Raw genomic sequence first — 16,629 nt, 5'->3', positions numbered from 1 at the left:
GCTATACCTTGTCGGTGGTGGCTTGCTGGCTGGCGATCAGCGTGGCGCCGCAGCTGGTCAGGTCGCCCTGGCGCGCGGCCGGCTTGCCGTCCACCAGCATGGTGGCGTCGCCGGTGGCAATGACCATGGAGCCGTGCAGCGGGCACACCACCTTGTCGCCCAGGCGCGCGATGCCGATGCCGCCGCTGTCGCTGTGCGGCGAGGCTTCCACCACGGCGCCGCCGTGCGTGTGCTTGTCTCCCAACCTGATGAATGGCCCGGCCATATCGTTCTCCTGTCTATCGTTTCATCACGCCGGCCACGCGCAGTTCCGTGTGGCCGAAGTCGCGCATCTTCCAGCGGCCGCCCCAGGTCATGCCCAGCGATTCGGCCACTTCTCCATATAGTTCATACCCGCGCATGGCCCACGGGTCCTGCTCGCTGATCACCAGCTTGCCGTCGCGGACAAAGGCGCAGTCGGCCGCCAGGCCATACTGGTGCCAGCTCTGGAAGGCGGCGGCGTTGGTCACGCCCGGCCCCAGGGCGGCCAGGGTGTTCTGGCGCTCGGGGCTGCGGTAGCCTTCCAGCAGCGCCATCTCGTAGCCGTGGCGCTCCTTCATGATGCGGAAGGCCATCAGCAGGCGCTGCGCGTACGCCTTGTCCAGCATGGCCCAGTCGCGGCTGGCGCTGGCAATCATCGGCCGCGCCAGCTGCACTTCGGCGGTGGTGAAGGCCAGCGGCGGCAACGCTGGCGGCGGCACCAGCTGCTCGCCTTCCAGCAGGCCCGCCACCTGCGGGTTGATTTCCCGCGTGGACGCTTCGAAGCCGCGCAAGCTGGGCTTGGACCCCACCAGCAGCGCCACCAGCGGCGGCAGGCACACCAGGGCCAGCCCGGCGCCGCACAGCAGATAGTGGCGGCGCAGGAAGGCGCCCCATTCGGCCAGCTGCGCGCGGCCACTGCGCTGCAGCTCCAGCGCGCCGTTTTCCTGGCGCTGCGCCATCGCCGCGAAGCGCCGGCGCCAGCGCAATCCGGCCCGTTCCAGCGTGCTCATAAGTAATTCCCGGCCGGCTGGAAACAGCACCAGCCAGCTCAGCAGGCATGCCAGTAGGAAATACACCGCCACCGCCAAAAGAAACACGCTGAACCTCGCCGTCCGGTCAAAAATTATCTTAAAAGCATTGCCGTGAGTATATATTTAGTTTCTGACAATCCCGCGCACGATTGAAATTACATAGTGTGGACGCGTGTGTTCCGTTGCCGTTCTGCTATGCGCCACGATTTTCTTGTTTCAGGTAAAGTCGCGAAAATTACTAAGGAGGCAACTTTGCAACACGACGAGCCGCGTCGGCCGGGAGCAGCCCGGCCCAGCCTTTTGTCTGCCGAACCAGCGCAGGCCGAAGCAGCCAGGACCAATATCCTGGGCAATCTGGAGGGCGGGAAGAAGCCCGTGCCTGTTGCCGCGTCCACATCGCAGGCAAAGCCGGCCGGCAAGGGCATGCTGTGGGGCGGCGCCGCGTTGATGGTGGCGCTGCTGGGCGGTGGCGCCGCCTGGCTGGCCTCCGAACCGGGCAGCGGCACCGACCAGGCCTTGGCCGAGGCCGTGCCACCGGCTACCGCACTACCGCCGGCGCCCGCTGCGCCGCCGGCATCCGCTGCGCCGCAAGCGCCGGCCGCGCCAGGCTCCGCCGAGCCACCGGCTGCCGTTGGGAGTGCGCTGGCCGCGGCAGGTGTGGCCGTAGCCGGCAGCGCAGCTGTGGCAACGACCGCCGCCGCGCCGGGCAACAGCGCCGACCTGGTAGCCGCACTGGCGGCGCCCTCCAAGCCGAGCACCGCCGCTACCATTCAGGACGACGGGGCCGCGCAACAGCAATCGCTGCGCGACATGCTGAACGCTCCGCCGCCGGCCAAGGCCACGCCCTCGGCGCCCAAGCTGGCGAAGCATGACGGCAAGGCGCATTCCAGGCCGGACAAGGCGGAGAAGCCCGCGCGGACGGCCGACAAGTCCTCCTCCAGAAGCGCCGCCAGGACCGCAGCCCGCAGCGGCAAGGCCGCTCCGCCCGCCAAGGCCCAGCCGGCGCCCGCGCCCGACAGCGACGTGGCGCTGCTGGCCGCGCTGGTCGCCCACACGCATGCGACGCGGCCGGCGAAACAGCCCGAGCCGCTGTCGGCCAAGCTGAAGCAGTGCCGCCAGCTGAACGCCAAGGGCGCCGAGCAGTGCCGCGTGCGCACCTGCGCCAGCGCCAAGGATGATCCGCTGTGCAAACCTGTGGTGACGGCGGCCGTGGACGGAGCCTTCCCATGACATTGGCCGCCGTGGCGCAAGTCGCTGCGGGGCTGGCGCAGTTTTCCAGCGCCACGCGGCTGTACGCACTGCGCCTGCCGGAAGGCGCGGTGCCGCCGGAGGCCGGGGAGCTGATGGTGGAAGCCTTTGTGGCCGATGAGCGCATGCAGGACACCGGGGCGCGCGACATCATTGTGCTCTCCACCAGCGCCTTCGTGGACTTGCGCAAGCTGCTGGGCCGGCAGGCCGCGCTGGAGGTCACGCTGGCCGACGGCAGCCGCACCGCGTTTGGCGGCGAGATCACGCAGGCGGCCATGCTGGGCAGCGAAGGCGGCATGGCGCGCTACCGCCTGCGCCTGACACCCTGGGTGTGGCGCCTGAGCCAGGCGCGCAACAGCCGTGTATGGCAGGACAAGCCGGTGCTCGACGTCATCGGCAGCGTGTTTGAAAGCTATGGCGGCGCGCGCTGGCGCGTGAGCAGCGACGTGGCGTCTTTCATGGAAGGTGTGCCGCCGCGCAGCTACTGCTGCCAGTACCGTGAAACAGACCTGGACTTCGTGCAACGCCTGCTGGCCGAGGAAGGGCTGGGCTGGCGTTTCGAAGATGGCGAGGAAGGCCAGTGCCTGGTCATCCACGCCGATACGCTGCAGCGCAGCGCCATCCCGGAAGACGCCAGCAGCGCCGCCGGTGAAGGCGTGCGCTTCCACGGCGTGCGGCCCGGCGAGCAGCAGGATACGGTGCAGGCGCTGCAAAAGCAGCGCAAGGTGGCGTCCTCGCTGGCCACCTTGCTGAGCTACGACTACAAGGGCAAGCGCGCCGTGGGCGCCGCCGCGCCGTCCACGCTGCCGGCCGGCGCCAGCCTGCCGCCGCTGGAGGACTACGATTTTCCGGGCCAGTACGCCTGGGCCAATGCCGGCCTGGCGCAGCGCTACGCGGAGATCCAGATGCAGGGCCGCGAAGCGCGCAGCCAGCTGTGGCAAGGCCGGTCCACGGTGCGCACGCTGCGTGCCGGCACCATGCTGCGCGTGGCGCAGTCCCCCCTGGCCGGCGCGCCGGACGGCTACACGGTGCTGCGCGTGCTCAGCGTGGGCGTGAACAACCTGCCCGCGCCGGTGCAGCAGGGCCTGGCTGAACTGTTCGGCCCCATCCCCGAGCTGCTGCAGGAGCTTGCGGCCGGGGACTGGCCGGACGGCTTTGCGCTCACGGTGGCGCAGGCGCGCCAGGGCGGCTACGCCAATCACTTCGAGGCGGTGGCGGCACAGGTGCCGTGGCGCCCGCAATTGCCGGGCAGCGGCGGGCGCAGCCACCCCAAGCCCACCGCCATGGGAGCGCAAAGCGCCATCGTGGTCGGCGCGGACGGCGGCGACACGGTGCAGGGCGCGGACGAAGTCTATTGCGACCGCCTGGGCCGCGTGCGCATCCGCTTCCACTGGCAGGCCGGCGGCGGGGCCACCTGCTGGGTGCGGGTGGCGCAGCGCGCAGCCGGCGGCGGCATGGGCAGCCAGTTCCTGCCGCGCATCGGCCAGGAAGTGCTGGTGCAGTTCCTGGACAACGATATCGACCGCCCCATCATCGTCGGGGCGCTGTACAACGGGCAGGGCGAGGGCGGGCAAGCACCCACCCCTGGCGGCAGGGCCGCTGCCGGCGCGGATGGCCTGTTCGGCCGCGCGCACGACCACGCGCCGTCCGCGCAGGGCAACCTGGCCAACGGCCACGCGCCCTTGTGGCACGGCGCGGCCTCCGGCAGCGCGGACCACCGCAGCGCCGCTGCCCAGTGGGGCGTGCGCAGCAAGGAGTTCGGCGGCGCCGGCTACTCCCAGCTGCTGTTCGACGATACCGACGCCCAGGGCCGCGTGCAGCTGCGCTGCAGCCATGCCGCCAGCGAATTGAACCTGGGCCACCTGGTGCATGGCGCCGACAACTTCCGCGGCAGCCTGCGCGGCCTGGGCGCCGAACTGCGCACCGAGGCTTATGGCGCGGTGCGCGGCGGCGCAGGGCTGCTGGTGACCAGTTACGCCATCGCGCACGCGGCCGGTGCCCGTGAAGCGGCGGGCGACAACGCGGCCGGCATCGCGTTGATGAAACAGGCGGCGCAGCTGGGCGAGTCCTTCAGCAAGGCGGCCGGCACGCACCAGACGGTGGCGTACGCCAGCCACGCCGGCGCGGCGCGTGCCGGCGCCAGCCGCCTGGACGCGGCGGCGGCGCCGCTGAAGGCCGTGCAGGCCGCCTTGTCCGGCATGGTGGGCGACGCCAGCCTGGAAGCGGCGCAGGCCGATGCGGAAGCGCGCAGCACGGCGGCGGGCGAGGGCAAGCTGCCGCACAGCAGCGCGGCGCTGCTGGCCATCAGCGCCAGGGCGGGCCTGGGCGTGACGGCCGGCCAGGGTGTGCAGCTGGCCAGCGGCGAAACGGCCACGGTCATGAGCGGGGGCGATACGCAATTCGCCAGCGGCGGCCAGTTGCGCGTGCACAGCGGCCAGGCGTTGGGCGTACTGGGCGGCGCAGTGAAGGCCGGAGAGGGCGGCATAGGGCTGCAGCTGGTGGCGGCGGCGGCCGCGATCGACGTGCAAGCCCAGGCCGACACGCTGGCGCTGCAGGCCAGCGGCGACGTGCAGGTGGTGAGCGCCAATGCGCACCTGGACTGGTCGGCCGCGAAGAGCATCAAGCTGGCCACGGCGGGCGGTGCCAGCATTGTCATCGATGGCGGCAACATCACGGTGGCCTGCCCCGGCAAGCTGACGGTCCACGCCGGCAAGAAGAGCTTCTCCGGCCCGGCCAGCATGGGCGCGGAGATGCCGCAGCTGCCGCGCGGCGCCATGCGCTTCGACGAGAAGTTCCAGCTGCTCGATCCGGCCGGCGAGCCGGTCAAGAATATGCGCTACGCCATCACCAAGGCGAACGGCGCCCGCATCGAGGGCGTGACCGATGCCTCGGGCATGATCCCTTTGCAGCAGGGCTTTAGCCCGGAAGACCTGAAGATCCAGATCCTGGGAAAATTGAAGGACTGAACGCGCTAGCCGGGCAGGCGGTCCGCCAGGTCTTCAATGGCGTCCTTCAGACCCTCGAAGAAGTCCCAGTCCGCCAGGATGCGGTCGTTGTAGCTGAAGTCGGCGCCGTACAGCAGCGCGTAGGGCAGCGCGTGGTAGGTCAGCTGGTGGATGGCGTGGCCGTCCGCGCCGCTGATGCGCAGGGTGTTGTAGCCGCTGCGCCCCGGCGTGGCGGCCAGTTCCACCCGCAAGCCCTGGCGCAGGTCCTGCAGTTCCTCGTCTGCGCCGCGCCGGAACAGCGCGTGCCGGCGCTGGTCCGGCATGTGCAGCACCAGCACATTTTCCGGCGTCCAGTACATGCAGTACATGCGCTGGTCTTCCACCGTGTACGTGCCGGGAATCGGATCGCCGCGCCGGTAAGCGACCGACAGCGCAGAGACCGACGGATGCCGGTCTTCTTCAACGTAGCGCCAATGGCCACTGGCCTGCGCGAAGTCGATCACGTCGCCCGAGGTGTGATGCCGGTACAGCAGCACTGGGCCGCGATCCGTTCAGGCCTGGCTGGCGGCGTGCAGCGGCTGCGCGGCGGGGGCCTGGTCCAGGTGCAGGGCGTCGGCGGCGGTGGCGGCCATGGGCACGGCCACCGGCAGCGGCTTGATGGCTTGCTGGGCCAGCGTGCGCAGCAGGGCGCAGCCCGGGGCCGGGGTGTGCGGCGCCGGATCGGCGCGGCCTTCGGCCACCGATTGCAGCAGCGGATAAGGGCCCGGGCCCAGCAGGGCGGCTTGTTCGCTGTCGGCCAGCAGCAGGGCGGCGGCGCCTTCGTCGGCTTGCGCGCCGCAGGCCAGCAGCACGGCCAGGCAGGGCTCGGTGCTGTGCTTGAGCGCCGTCAGCACCTGGGTCGGATGCTGGTTGCGGCGCGCGTTGCGCTCAATGCGTTCCAAGGGCCAGCCCGCGCTCACCAGCTGGTGCTGCAGCCAGCGGCCGGCGGCGTCGCGCCAGGGACCTTTCCATTCCGCCGGCAGCAGCGCAATCAATTGCAGCTTGGGCAGCGCGGCTTCGGACGGCTGTGCCAGGCCGCCGTGGGCGCCGACGCTGGCCGCCAGTTCGCGGGTGGCGGACGTGGCCTGCGCCAGCGTGCGCCAGAATTCGGGGCTGGCGTCCAGCTTGCCCTGGCCGCTGGCTTTCATCCAGGCCGACATCTCCGCCTTGACCGCCGCCTCCTGCGCATGCTCGCCCATGGCGGCGCCGATCAGGCGCAGCGGAATGGCCGGCGGCTTGGCTGCGGCAGCGGGCTGGGCGGGTTTGCCGGCCGCCGCGCCTTTGCGGCGTGGCCAGAATTTCAGCACCGATAAGAATATGTCTTTCAGTGAGGCTTGCATAGTGTCGTCCCTGTAGGCGTTTCCCTTAGTATAACTTAGGATTCTGATAAGAGGCAGCCTAAACAAGCCATGGTATTTTGCAGCAATCTATTATTTGCATAATGCACATAAGTAGTTCTACGGAGAAAGTGATCGACAGTTACTAGCAACTACGCTAAAGTGCCGCTATTACGCTCTATTCCCCCCGGCAGGCCTGTTGTGCCTGTTCTCATCCGGTTACCTTTGGTTAGCCGCCGCTCTGGCGGCTGGCATGTTGCTCTGTCGCAGAAATACAAAAATACGCAATGCTGAACGTCCCGTCCGCCCGCCGCCTGGCTACCAGGTCGCTATGCAGCCTGCTGTGCGCATGCGCATGGACGGCGCCGGGATGGGCGCGCGAGCTGGTGGTGATCGTGTCCGCCAGGAGCCCGGTGACCGTGCTGCAGCCGCAGCAAGTGGCCGGCATCTTCCTGGCGGAGGCGGCGCGCCAGGCGGACTGCGCCGGCATGGCGGCAGTGGACCAGAAGCTGGGATCGCCCACGCGCAATGAGTTCTACCGCAAGGTGGCGGGGCGCACGCCCGAGCTGATGAAGGCGCACTGGACCAAGATGATGTTCACCGGACGCGGCCAGCCGCCGCGCGAAGCGGCCGGCAACGCCGCCGTGCGCCGCCTGGTGGCCGCAGACCCGGCGCTGATCGGCTATATCGAGCGCACGGCGCTGGATGCCAGCGTGCGTGCGGTGCTGGTGGTGCAGTGATGCTGAAGCTGCACGACAGGAGCGGCGCCGCCAAGCCCGCCCGCTGGCTGCGCCTCGGGCTGGAAACCTATGTCACGCTGCCGCTGTTTACCGTGCTGCTGCTGGGCGCCATCTGGGCGTTTACTTTCCACTTTATCGGCATCGAGCGTGAGCTGGCCGCCAAGGGCGCCGCCGATTCCGTGCGCGAACTGGTGGATACCTACGAAGCGCAGGTGGCGCGCAACCTGGGCGGCATCGACCAGAGCCTGAAGGTGATCGCCTACGCGGCCGAGCGCAAGGGCGCGGCCGACGCGCTGGCGGAGCTGAACGAGCATGGCTTGCTCCCTTCCGCGCTGGTGTTCGCCATCAGCATCGCCGATGCGCAAGGTCGCGTGGTGGCGCGCAGCCCGGTGGCGCGGCCGGTGTCGGTGGCGGGCCAGCCCTATTTCAAGCAGCACCAGGACACGCCGGGACAATCCATCCTGGTTGGCGCAACCATGCGCGACGCGGCCAGCGGAGACGCCCGCCTGCATTTCTCACGCCGCCTGGAAGACGGCGCCGGCCAGTTCGCCGGCGTGGCCGTGATCGAAGTGGACCCGGCTTATTTCACCAGCGGCTATGAGCGCCGGCGCCAGGGCGAGCAGGGCGTGCTGGCGCTGGTGGGCAACGACGGCGTGGTGCGCGCGCTGCGCGTGGGCGACAAGGTGAGCTGGGGCCAGCAGCTGGACCTGCGCGCCGAGGTGGGCGCCAGCCTGGCCAATTCCTGGGACGGCGTGGCGCGCTACACCATGGCGCGGCCGCTGCACGGGTTCGCGCTCACGGCGCTGGCCGGCTTGTCCGAGCGCGAGCAGCTGGCCGTGTTCGAGCGGCGCCGCGTGGCCAGCCTGTGGGAGGCCGCCGTGGCCAGCACCGTGCTGCTGCTGCTGGCCGGGCTGCTGTGGGTGTGGATCTGGCAGGGCGCCATGGCGCGCCGCCGCATCCGCAACGCGCAGGAAACCTACGCCGCCGCCTCCGAGGCCAGCATGGACGCCTTCTTCGTGCTGCGCGCGGTGCGCGACCGGCGCGGCATGGTGACCGATTTCGACATCGCCGACGCCAACGGCCGCGCCGAGGCGCTGTCCGGCCTGACGCGCGAACAGCTCAAGGCCATGACCTTGTGCGGCTGGCTGCCGCAGGTGCGCGTGAGCGGAAAATTCGAAACGCTGGCCCACATTGCCCAGGTGGGCGGCGTGTATCAGGAAGAGCAGCGCAACGGCATGCCGCAGCTGCACGCCAACTGGCTGCACTGGCAGGTGGTGGGCGTGGACGGCGGCGTGGTGGCCATCGTGCGCGACATCAGCGAGCGCAAGCTGGCCGAAGAGCGCATCGTCCACATGGCGCACCACGACAGCCTGACCGGCCTGCCCAACCGCAGCCTGATCGCCGACCGCCTGCAGCAGGCCATCCTGCACGGCGAGCGCAATGGCCTGGAGGTGGCGGTGGCCTTCATCGACCTGGACAGCTTCAAGGTGGTGAACGATGGCCTCGGCCACACTGCCGGCGACCAGTTGCTGACCGAAGTGGCGGGGCGCATGGTGGGCTGCGTGCGCCGCCACGACACGGTCGGCCGCTTCGGCGGCGACGAGTTCGTGCTGGTGCTGCCCGAGCAGCGCGACAGCGCCGGCGCACTGATGCTGCTGCTGGAGAAAATCCGCGAGGCGGTGATACGCCCGGTGGTGCTGGGCGGCCAGCCGGTGCAGGTGAGCTGCAGTATCGGCGTGGCCATCTATCCGCGCGACGGCCGCGACGCCGACACGCTGCTGATGAACGCGGATGCCGCCATGTACCGCGCCAAGGACACCGGCAAGAACAATGTGCAGTTCTACACGCAGGAAATGAACGCCACGCTGGAGGACAAGCTGGACCTGATGGACGGCCTGCGCACCGCGCTGGCCCAGGAGCAGTTCCGGCTGCAGTACCAGCCCAAGGTGAACCTGGACACGGGCCTGGTATTCGGCGTGGAAGCGCTGCTGCGCTGGCAGCATCCGGTGCGGGGCATGATCGCGCCGGACCAGTTCATCCCGCTGGCCGAGGAGAGCGGCGCCATCGTCTCCATCGGCGAGTGGGTGCTGCTGACGGCATGCCGCCAGGCGCGCGCCTGGCAGCTGGCCGGGCTGACGCCGGTGACGGTGTCGGTCAACGTGTCGGCCCGCCAGTTCGACGACGCGCGCCTGGTGATGCGCGTGCAGCGCGCGCTGGAGCGGAGCGGCCTGGCGGCGCGCTGGCTGGAGCTGGAAGTGACGGAAAGCCTCATCATGCGCGACATGCAGCAGGCCATCGACAAGATGCGCGAGCTGAAAGCGATGGGCATTTCGCTGTCCATCGACGATTTCGGCACAGGCTATTCCAGCCTGGCCGCGCTCAAGACCTTCCCGATCAGCAGCCTGAAGATCGACAAGTCCTTCGTGCGCGACCTGGACGTGAACAGCGACGACCAGGCCATCGCGCGCGCCATCATCTCGCTGTCGCACCAGTTGCAGCTGCGCGTGATCGCCGAAGGCGTGGAGACCGTGCAGCAGCGCAGCTTCCTGCAGCAGAGCGGCTGCGACGACATGCAGGGCTACCTGTTCAGCCGCCCGGTGGCGCCGGAGCTGATCCGGGCCATGCTGGAAGCCCAGGCCGAGGCGGCAGGCTGACTTCGCCGCAGCAGCGCCTTAGGCCCATGCGCTACAATTGCTGAATTGCATCTTCAAACATCAGCAGCCATGAGCCAAGAATTCTCCAACGATATCTACACCGAACCGTCCAACGTGGACGTCAACACGCTGGCCAACCTGGGGCCGCTGGCCGCGATGGCCGGCATCTTCGAAGGCGAACGCGGGCTGGACATCAAGCCCAAGGCGGACGGCCCGCGCAAGCAGGCCTACGTGGAGCGCATCGAGCTGCAGCCGATCGACCCGGTGACCAATGGCCCGCAGCTGTTCTACGGCCTGCGCTACGTCATCCTGATCACCAAGCCGGACCAGGTGAAGACCTACCACGAGCAGGTGGGCTACTGGCTGTGGGAACCGGCCACCAATACCGTGATCCAGACCCTGGCCATCCCGCGCGGCCAGATCGCCATGGCGTCGGGCAGCGCCGCGCCGGATGCGAAGACCTTCGAGCTGGTGGCCTACCGCGAGTCCGATACCTACGGCATTCGCTCCAATCCCTTCCTCGAATTCGGCTTCAAGACGGTGGAGTACCGCATCAAGGTCACCATCAACGAGGACGGCACCTGGGGTTACGAGGAAGACACCGTGATGCTCATCCGCGGCAAGGAAGATGAACCTTTCCACCACATCGACCGCAACCTGCTGCGCAAGGTGGCCGAGCCGACCCCCAACCCGCTCGCGCGCCAGAACGCGCGCTAATCCCGGCTAGCCGGCATACCGGCCAGGCCTCATTCCCCAAGGCGCAGGCAGTTGAGTACGAAGCCGTAGCTGTACTGGCCATTGCCGGCCGGGTGAACGGAGCCGCGATTCGCACGATATTGTTAAGATAACCGTTTTGGCGAGACGAGGAGAGACGGATGGCGAACCGGCTGATCATCGAAGGACGCGTGCAGGGCGTGGGCTACCGTGCGACGCTGGCCCGCGAGGCGGGGGCGCTGGGATTGCGGGGCTGGGTGCGCAACCGCAGGGATGGTTCAGTGGAAGCGCTGGTGGACGGCGATGCGCACGCGGTGGAAGCGATCATCCGCTGGGCCAGGCGCGGCCCGCCTGCCGCCGTGGTATCGAACGTCATTATCGAAGATGCGGAACCCCCGCCGGATGCGGCCTTCCACATCGCGCCGGCACAATGACACGCAGGAGCCAACCGTATATGAAAACGCAATTCTTCTCCGCCACCAGCCTCGATGGCTTCATCGCCACCGAGGACGACTCGCTCGACTGGCTGTTCCCGCTTGGCGACGTGAACGATTCCAGCTATCCGGCATTCATTGCCGAAGTGGGCGCGCTGGCCATGGGGTCCGCCACGTATGAATGGATGCTGCATAACGCCGACAAAGTAGCCGCCGAAGTGGGCTCTGCCTGGCCCTACACGCAGCCGGCATGGGTATTCACCAGCCGCAAGCTGCCGTTGATCGAAGGCGCGGATGTGCGTTTCGTCAGCGGTGACGTGGCGAGCGTGCACGCCGGCATGCGGGCCGCAGCCGGCGGGAAAAACATCTGGATTGTCGGCGGGGGAGGACTGGCCGGCCAATTTTATGACGCCGGCCTGCTGGATGAATTGATCCTGCAGGTCGGTTCGGTCACCCTCGGCCAAGGCAAGCCGCTATTCCCGCGCCGCGTGCTCAGCCCCGTGCTGCGCCTGATCTCCGTGCGCCAGATCGGCACCACCATGGCCGAACTGCGCTACGAAGTACACAAGGCCGCCTGAATTCGCGGCGCAGGCCCGGCCCAAGCTGCGCGCCGTCCCGGCGCGCGGCGCGCTACATTGGTTCCATGCAGCGCTATCGTGATCTCAGCGGCCATTCCGGCGTCATCGCCTATGCCATCAAGCCCGACGCCATCGACGTGCAATTCGCCGGCGGCGCGGTCTACACCTACACCGTCGCCAGCGCGGGGCGCGTCCATATCCAGCAAATGAAGCGCCTGGCGCGCAGCGGCAGCGGCCTTGCCACCTACATTTCCCAGCACGTCCGTGACGCTTACGCTGCCCGCAGCGAGCCCAACGATTGATACAAAAGAAATACCAATGCATTACCAATTGCGTTAGTATACAGTCCAGTTAGATACCAGATTGCAAAGTTGTAGTGACTTGGTGTTGTCCGATGCTGACTTGTGGAGGGAACGCAATGGTGCAAACGAAGAAGCGCTTGCTATATTTCTGCCTGTTTTTCCTGCTGTACGAAATGGCGGTCTACCTGTCGAACGACATGATCATGCCCGCCATGCCGCAAGTGGTGCGCGAGTTTCATTCATCCAGCCACGCGATCGGGCTGTCGCTCAGCCTCTACATCCTGGGGGGCAGCACGCTGCAGATTTTCCTGGGGCCGGTGGCGGACCGCATCGGCAAGCGCAAGGTCATGTTGGCCGGGAACGCGCTGTTCCTCGCCGCCACGCTGCTGGTGCCGTTCGCGCAGACCATTACGCAATTCCTGGCCATTCGCTTCTCCCAGGGCATGGGCTCGTGCTTTATTTTTATCGGCTACGCAGCCGTGCACGAACTGCTGGACGACGAGCGGGCCGTCAAGATGACTTCCCTGATGGGCAATACCACCGTGTTCGCACCGCTGATCGGCCCGGTGATCGGCAGCGCAGTCATCACCGTCATGGACTGGCGCGCCGTTTTCGGCATCGCGTTCGCGCTCGGCGCGGTGGCGTGGGTGGGCCTGTTCCGGACCATGCCGGGGCCCGCCGCCGCGCCGTCCGCCGGAGCGCCGTCCGCCGTGCAGGTGTCTCCGGCCGCGCGGCCCGGCCTGGCCGCCAGCTATCGCGCCATTTTCACCAACCGCACCTTCATGTTCGGCATTTTCACCGCCGCCTGCGCCATCGCGCCGCTGACCGCCTGGATAGGACTGTCGCCAGCGATTGTCCTGCAGCGCATGGGCGCCTCGTACGGCACTTACATCGCCTGGCAGTGCGCCATCTTCTGCGGCTTTGTGTGCAGTACCCTGGCCATCCAGCGCCTGGGCGAAGGCTTCTCGCTGGTGCGCCTGCTGCGGCAGGGCGGGGCGCTGGCGCTGGCGGGCATGGCCGGCGCGGCGCTGCTGCACCGCCAGGGCCACCTGTTCGTGCTTTGCATGTTCGTGTACTCGGCGGGCTTCGGCCTGTTCAACGGCGCCCTGATCCGCATCGCACTCACGTCCACCGGTATCTCCATGAGCCTCACATCGAGCGCCATGAGCTTGTTGTACTGCCTTTACCTGGCGGGCGGCCTGGAGCTGTACAACGCGGTTTGCGCGCGCTTCGATTATGCGCTCGGCGCTTATGCGCTGATGAATGCGCCGCTGGGCGTCTTCCTGTTCCTGGCGCTGCGCCGCATCGCCGGCCGGGCCGCGTCTTCGGCACCTTCCGCACCCTCCGCGCTACCGGTGGCGGACACCGCGTAACGCCGCCTTCTTTTGTCACCGACTGCCTGGAGAGAATCTGATGAGTTTCGATCTTGAGTATGAAGTTCTGATCAAAGATTTAAAGTCCGCCTTCGTCACGTGCAAGCAATGGGAGGCATTCTGCCGCCAGGACCCCAGCGCCCAGTGCGAGCACAGCGCCCGCCTGCACCTGCTGGAGGAGGGCTACCGGCGGCAGCTGGAACAGCTGCGCCAGCTGGTGCGCGAGCAGTTCGCGCGGTTCGATGCCCGCCGCGTGTCGTCGCTGATCGGCATTCCGACCCAGACGCTGGCGCCGGAGGAACTGCTGATGCACCGCATCTGGATGGGCGGTCCCTTGCCGGATGCCGCGCGGCAGGCGGTCTGCCAGTGGGAGTCGGCCATCGCCGAGGTGCAGGCGCCGGACGATCCCGAGTACGAGCTGGTGCTGTGGGTGTGGGACGCGGCGCAGTTGCGCGGCGATCCGGCCTTCCGTGCCGGGCGCGACGTCGGCGGCTGGGCCATCGGTTCCTATGTGGTGGGCCGCGAGGTGCTCGCCGTGCACGCGCTGCGCAAGCTGGCCCTGGCACGCGCCCCGCAGCGCCTGGCGCTGTTCGACGCGCTGCACGCCGCGCGCTGCTACGTGAACCTGGCGGACTATTTCCGCCTGCTCATCCTGTACGAGGCCGGCGGCATCTACCTGGACGCGGACACCATGCCCTACCGCGCCGCCACCGCCTTCCTGGCCAAGCCGGAAGTGCCGGACTACGTGAACTTTGCCTTCGATCCGCACACGCAGCAGATCAACGCCACCTTTGTCTCCTGGCTCAATCTGGTCAAGGACGAAAACGGCATGCTGGTGGCGCGGCGCGGCAACGGCGCGCTGCGCCAGATACTCACCGCCATGGACCGCAACCTGGGCGGCATGCCCCACCCGCCTCAAGGCCGGGATGCCGGCGCGGCGCAGGACTATGCGGCGCTGCTGCACCAGGCCACTTACGGCGAATGGCACCGCCACATCGGCCACACCTTCCTGGCCTACAGCGACATGACGCGGCGCCACGCCGTGCTGTACGACGGCCAGCCCGAAGCGGTGGTGGGGGGATTGCGTGGCATGCGCTTGCGGGTGGACGCGATCACCGGCGCCGACATGCCGCTCAGCGAGGACGAGGAGCGCAGCTATGCGGACTGCGTGGCGGCCCTGGAACGGCGAGGCTGGCGGCTGGAGCGCGCGCAGGAGCTGGAGCAGGTGGCCGAACTGGCCTGGTTCCGGGAGGTGCCGCGCATGGCCTACGCGCCACAGCTGCGCGCCCAGCCGGAGAGCTGCAACTACTACTCCTTCCTGTCGCAGGACCATCTGCTGGACCGCGTGAACACGCTGTTTGCGGCCTATCTGCTGGCGCGCAACGCGGACCGCATTCTGGACGGAGATTATTGGTGCCCCACGCGCGGCAGCGGCCAGCGCGAACAGGTGGTGCTGCGCCTGGCGCGCCACGGCGCGGCGGACGCACGGCGGGGCGCGCAATGAGCGCAATGAATACCGTGAGCACGGTTGCCACGACGGGCAAGATGAGCGGCACCGGCGGCACCGGCGGCACCAGCGGCACCAGCGGCACCAGCGCAGCCCGCCCTGGCAGCGCGGCCGGCGCCCTGCTGCGGCCCAGGCCGTCGCCGCCGGCCGAGGCGCCAGTCCACTTCCTGCCGGGCGCCGTGCTGGACGACGCGGCGCGCGACCGCATGGCGGCGCTGCTGTTCTCCACCAGCTACCTGGAATACTGCTCCGCCGGGAACAAGCTGCGACTGCCGTTGCGCGCACTGCAGCGCCTGCAGAACATCGATCCCTATATCGCCCACGTGTACGCCATGGTGGAGTGCGGCGGCGGCATGGCCGGCTTCTTCACGGCGGCCACCGTGGGCGAGTTCAACGCCGTGCAAGCCGTGTCCCACTACCGTGAAGAAGTGCGGGCCATGGACGCGGCCTATGACGCCTTCATCGCCCGCAACACGCGGGAAGACGACTTCCTGGTCGGCAGCCTGGCCATAGAAGGCCGCTGCCAGGGGCGCGGCTGGTTCGCGCACATGCTGGCGGAGATTGAACGGCTGGCGCGTGCGCGCGGCTGCCCCCGCATCGTGCTCACCGTGTGGGAAAGCAGCGCCGCCATGCCGCTCTACCTGCGCCGCGGCTTCAGGCGGTGCGACAGCTTCGGCTACGCCTACGAATTGTTTTTCGACCGGCTGCACTTCCTTGACTACCCGTTGCGCGGAGACTGACATGCAAAGCATCGAATCCATCGGAAAAACCAGTATCGCGCGCCGCAACCTGTCCACGGTGGGCACCGGCGCGGCGCGCCTGAACGAGCGCAAGGACGGCGCCCCTCTGCGGGTGCTGTCCGAGCAGGACTGGGCCTGCTGGACCCACAACGGCTACGTGGTGATCGAACAGGCGGTCGACGCCGCCAAGATTGCGGACATCGAGCGTCTCATCTGGGACTTCGAAGAGATGGACCCGCAGGATCCGGCAACCTGGTATCCGCCCGGGAAATCCCTGCTGCGCAGGACCGAGCTCAGTTTCAACGCCGGCATGGTGGAACTCTACAATCACCAGCACCTGTGGGACGCGCGGCAGGCGCCGCGCGTGTACGACGCCTTCGTGGACCTGTGGGGCCGGGAAGACCTGTGGGTGTCGATAGACCGCGTGAACCTGAACCTGCCGCCCGAGCCGGGCTTCGAGTTCAAGGGCTTCATGCACTGGGACTACGACCCCGACACGGACCCGCAAAACGTGCAGGGCGTGCTGTCCATCAGCGACCAGGTGGATGAGGAGGTGGGCGGCTTCGTCTGCATCCCCGAACTGTTCCGAAACTATGCTTCCTGGCGCGCCGACCAGCCGGATGACTGGGACTGGTATCGGCCCAGGGTGGCGGACTGGCCGCACGTGCGCGTGCTGCTGAAGAAGGGCGACCTGCTGATCTTCAACAGCAAGCTGTGTCACGGCATCCGCCAGAACCGCTCCGCGCGCAAGGTGCGCATGGCACAGTACATCTCGATGATGCCGGCCCAGGAGGACAACGCCGACCTGCGCGCATGGCGCATCCGCTCCTGGCGCGAGTGCCTGGCACCGGAGGGGTACAGCCTGCACGGCGACCCGCGCCGCAAGGAGCAAACCTGTTACGCCACCGCGCAACTGAGCGAACTGGGCGAGCGCCTGCTCGGCCTGCGCACCTGGCAAGAATAACT

16 protein-coding genes are annotated in these 16,629 nt (G+C 68.2%); 12 read left to right on the top strand and 4 right to left on the bottom strand.

Annotated elements, in window-relative coordinates; translation table 11 throughout:
• Window position 1: 1 nt before the first annotated feature.
• Together ASC94_RS05635 and ASC94_RS05630 are read right to left on the bottom strand one after the other, a co-directional pair.
• Window positions 2-265, bottom strand: coding sequence for a PAAR domain-containing protein (locus ASC94_RS05635; RefSeq protein WP_056391866.1), 264 nt, complete (start codon window positions 263-265; stop codon window positions 2-4).
• A 13-nt stretch (window positions 266-278) separates the two neighbouring features.
• On the bottom strand, window positions 279-1,118 hold the full coding sequence (locus tag ASC94_RS05630; protein WP_056391864.1) for a M15 family metallopeptidase: 840 nt from the start codon (window positions 1,116-1,118) through the stop codon (window positions 279-281).
• A gap of 234 nt (window positions 1,119-1,352) precedes the next feature.
• On the opposite strand from ASC94_RS05630, the gene ASC94_RS05625 reads away from it, so the two are divergent.
• Together ASC94_RS05625 and ASC94_RS05620 are read left to right on the top strand one after the other, a co-directional pair.
• On the top strand, window positions 1,353-2,282 hold the full coding sequence (locus ASC94_RS05625; protein WP_056391862.1) for a hypothetical protein: 930 nt from the start codon (window positions 1,353-1,355) through the stop codon (window positions 2,280-2,282).
• Window positions 2,279-5,266: a type VI secretion system Vgr family protein gene (locus ASC94_RS05620; RefSeq protein WP_082616191.1), complete on the top strand. Its 2,988-nt coding sequence runs from the start codon at window positions 2,279-2,281 to the stop codon at window positions 5,264-5,266. The genes ASC94_RS05625 and ASC94_RS05620 overlap by 4 nt, the downstream gene beginning before the upstream one ends.
• A gap of 5 nt (window positions 5,267-5,271) precedes the next feature.
• Here the strand turns inward: ASC94_RS05620 and ASC94_RS05615 are convergent, their stop codons facing one another.
• Both ASC94_RS05615 and ASC94_RS05610 read right to left on the bottom strand, forming a co-directional pair.
• A complete protein-coding gene (locus tag ASC94_RS05615; protein ID WP_056391856.1) occupies window positions 5,272-5,781 on the bottom strand; it encodes a hypothetical protein in 510 nt (169 codons plus the stop codon).
• A gap of 15 nt (window positions 5,782-5,796) precedes the next feature.
• Window positions 5,797-6,624, bottom strand: a complete 828-nt coding sequence (locus tag ASC94_RS05610; RefSeq protein ID WP_056391853.1) for a hypothetical protein — start codon at window positions 6,622-6,624, stop codon at window positions 5,797-5,799.
• A 284-nt stretch (window positions 6,625-6,908) separates the two neighbouring features.
• Here ASC94_RS05610 and ASC94_RS05605 point away from each other — a divergent pair, with 284 nt between their 5' ends.
• From ASC94_RS05605 to ASC94_RS05560, 10 genes are all read left to right on the top strand, one after another.
• Window positions 6,909-7,361: a hypothetical protein gene (locus tag ASC94_RS05605; RefSeq protein ID WP_056391850.1), complete on the top strand. Its 453-nt coding sequence runs from the start codon at window positions 6,909-6,911 to the stop codon at window positions 7,359-7,361.
• Window positions 7,361-10,015: an EAL domain-containing protein gene (locus ASC94_RS05600; RefSeq protein ID WP_056391848.1), complete on the top strand. Its 2,655-nt coding sequence runs from the start codon at window positions 7,361-7,363 to the stop codon at window positions 10,013-10,015. Before ASC94_RS05605 ends, ASC94_RS05600 begins: the two co-directional genes overlap by 1 nt.
• Before the next feature lie 69 nt (window positions 10,016-10,084).
• Window positions 10,085-10,732 (top strand): FABP family protein, encoded by a 648-nt coding sequence (locus tag ASC94_RS05595; RefSeq protein ID WP_056391842.1) that lies wholly within the window; start codon window positions 10,085-10,087, stop codon window positions 10,730-10,732.
• 158 nt (window positions 10,733-10,890) lie between these two features.
• Window positions 10,891-11,163 carry an acylphosphatase gene (locus ASC94_RS05590; protein ID WP_056391835.1) on the top strand — a complete coding sequence of 91 codons (273 nt, stop codon included), beginning with the start codon at window positions 10,891-10,893 and terminating at the stop codon, window positions 11,161-11,163.
• Window positions 11,164-11,183: 20 nt separating this feature from the next.
• Window positions 11,184-11,741, top strand: coding sequence for a dihydrofolate reductase family protein (locus ASC94_RS05585; protein WP_056391833.1), 558 nt, complete (start codon window positions 11,184-11,186; stop codon window positions 11,739-11,741).
• Window positions 11,742-11,806: 65 nt separating this feature from the next.
• Window positions 11,807-12,043, top strand: coding sequence for a hypothetical protein (locus ASC94_RS05580; protein WP_056391831.1), 237 nt, complete (start codon window positions 11,807-11,809; stop codon window positions 12,041-12,043).
• Between the two features lie 116 nt (window positions 12,044-12,159).
• Window positions 12,160-13,416, top strand: coding sequence for an MFS transporter (locus ASC94_RS05575; RefSeq protein ID WP_056391827.1), 1,257 nt, complete (start codon window positions 12,160-12,162; stop codon window positions 13,414-13,416).
• Between the two features lie 40 nt (window positions 13,417-13,456).
• Complete coding sequence (locus ASC94_RS05570; RefSeq protein WP_056391826.1) at window positions 13,457-14,920, top strand: glycosyltransferase; 1,464 nt, start codon at window positions 13,457-13,459, stop codon at window positions 14,918-14,920.
• A complete protein-coding gene (locus ASC94_RS32305) occupies window positions 14,917-15,663 on the top strand; it encodes an N-acetyltransferase (protein WP_157201287.1) in 747 nt (248 codons plus the stop codon). Before ASC94_RS05570 ends, ASC94_RS32305 begins: the two co-directional genes overlap by 4 nt.
• 1 nt (window position 15,664) lies before the next feature.
• Entirely contained in the window at window positions 15,665-16,627 is a 963-nt protein-coding gene (locus ASC94_RS05560) for a phytanoyl-CoA dioxygenase family protein (RefSeq protein WP_056391813.1), read from the top strand.
• Window positions 16,628-16,629 lie beyond the last annotated feature (2 nt).

This window comes from Massilia sp. Root418, assembly GCF_001425265.1.
In the GTDB taxonomy this organism is placed as follows: Bacteria; Pseudomonadota; Gammaproteobacteria; order Burkholderiales; family Burkholderiaceae_D; genus Rugamonas.
The sequence above is the reverse complement of the archived record's forward strand: the minus strand, read 5'-3'. Positions and strand labels throughout refer to the sequence as shown.